This is a genomic window from Kineococcus sp. AC630 (assembly GCF_979255925.1).
The window spans coordinates 152,716-154,871 of the sequence record NZ_CEEDMJ010000015.1 but is presented as its reverse complement, the minus strand read 5'-3'; the positions used below and the strand labels follow the sequence as shown (position 1 = coordinate 154,871).

Annotated in this window: 1 protein-coding gene; it reads left to right on the top strand. The window is 76.9% G+C overall.

All coding sequences use genetic code 11. From position 1 onward, the window contains the following. Positions 1–133 precede the first annotated feature (133 nt). Positions 134–2,156: hypothetical protein (locus AC0I8G_RS17030; RefSeq protein WP_471730985.1), on the top strand; the 2,023-nt coding region annotated here is incomplete at its 3' end.

The window sequence follows — 2,156 nt, the reverse complement described above, 5'->3', positions numbered from 1 at the left end:
GGGTGGGTGGGTGCTCCACCGCCCCACCTCCGCCGACGGGCCGGCGGGCGTGGTGCGGGCCGTCGACGGTCCCAGCGGCCCTGGTCGACGCCCGCACGAGCCGTGACCCCGCTCCGCCCGGTACTTTCCGAACGTGAGCTCCGACCCGTACGCCCCCCACGTCCCGAACGCCGCCCTGCACACCCAGCTGCTGGACGCGCTGCGCAGCGACGCGGCGGTCCCCGTGCTGCGCGTGCCGGACGAGGGACGGGACGCTGCGTCCTGGTTCGACCTGCTCCCCGAGAGCGCGACGTCCCGGCACAGCCGCGCGGTGGGGGCCGTCCTGGGCGGCGGGCCGGTGGCCGTCGACGCGGGCGAGGAGGCGGCCACGTTCGTCGCCGGGCTGCTGGCGGTGCTGCTCGCCCACGGCGCCGACGTCGGCCTCCTCGCCGGCTCCTCCGCCGCGCGGGTCGACGCCGAGGTGTCGGCGCTCGGTGTCCCGCTGCTGGACGGGGTGACCCCGGCTCCCCTGCCCGTCGCGGTCGCGGACGACCCGCAGCGCTGGGCCGCGCTGGTCTCGGAGCTGGAACAGCGCGCGGCCCGACCCGCCGAGCCGGTGGCGGACGGCGCGCCCAGCCTCTTCGAGGCGGTCGCCGAACTCGTCGCCCTCCGGGCCCAGCACGTGCACCCGCCGCTGCAGCCGGGGGCGGCGACGTGGTCCGCGAGCGCTCGGGAGGACATCGCAGAGACCCTGCGGGGCGGGACGGGCGCACCGGCGGACCCGCTCGCCGGGCGCTCCGAGGACGAGGTCGCCGCGCTCACGGCGCTCCCCGCCCAGCTGCGGGACCTGACCTCGCTGACCGAGCGTCTGGTGCTCGACCTGGCCTGGCACCGTCCCCGGACCCTCGCCGACCTCGACCCTGCCCTGGAACTGCTCGGCCGCGTCGAGGCGGCCCGGAGCACCTACCTGCCGGCGGCGTTCCGCACCGACCTGGCCCGGGCCCGTGAGGTCCTGACCCGCCCACAGCGCTCCTTCCTGAGCAGCGAGGAACGTGACCGCCGCCGCGAGGTGAAGCGCCTCGCCGGCCTGCGTCACGACGGTGCGTTCGGGGTGGCCGACGTCGACGCGCTGCAGGTGCTGCAGGACGCGTGGGCCGAGCAGTCCTCGGGCACACCGGCCACCTGGCCGGTCCGCCCCGACCTCGCCCGCCAGGTCGAGCTCGTCCGCCGGTCGCTGCGCGCGGCGGCGGGCGCGCTCCCCGGGGTCCCGGCCGACCTGGACGAGTTCGAGGTGGCGGAGTTCGTCCCCCTGGCCGAGCAGGCCGAGTCCCTGACGGACGCCCCGGTCCGCGAGCCGCTGCCGATCGGTGCCCCCGAGCTCGACGAACTCCGTTCGGCGCTGCCCACGGGCGCCTCCGCGGCCGACGTCGAGCAGCTCGTCCGCGCGGTGTGGCTGCGGGCGCTCACCGAGGAACGGACCACCGGACCCTCCGTCGACCCTGGGCGGGACCTCCGCGAGCTGGCGACGGGGCGACGGACCCGTGCCGCCGAGGGTCTGAGGGCGTCCGTCACCGACGGCACCGTCCGCCCGGCCCGCACCGCGACACCCGACGGCGGGTACGACGTCCTGGTGGTGGTGGACGCGCAGGAGTTCGAGACCGCCCGTGTGCTGGACCTGGCCGGTCGGGCCCGTCAACTGGTCGTGGTCCGCTCGACCGGCGCAGCGGACCCGGGTTCCGCCTGGACCCGGACGGTCGGGTCGGTGGAACCCCACGAACTCGGGTGGCCTGCGGCCGTCGCCACCCCCGCGATCGAGACCTTCCGCGAGTCCCTGGCCGCGGCGTTGCGCGGCACGGTGGCGGTCACCACGGGTGAGGTAGTGGCCGGTCGCGTCGTCGACCTGGTCGTGGCCGCACGCACCGGCGAACTCCCCGCCCTCGCCGTCGACCTCGACGGTCCCGCGTACGCTGCGCTGGCGACGGTGCGCGACCGCGAGATCGCCCGCCCCGCCCGACTGGCGGGCGCACGCGTGGGCCACCTCACCGTCCCCACCCTCGACTGGTTCCGGGATCCGCGCGGGACGACCCGCAGGATCACCGACGCCCTCGCCCGGTTCACCGACCTGGACCGCACCCGAGAAGAACCCACCGTCGTCGAAGAACCCACCGTCGTCGAAG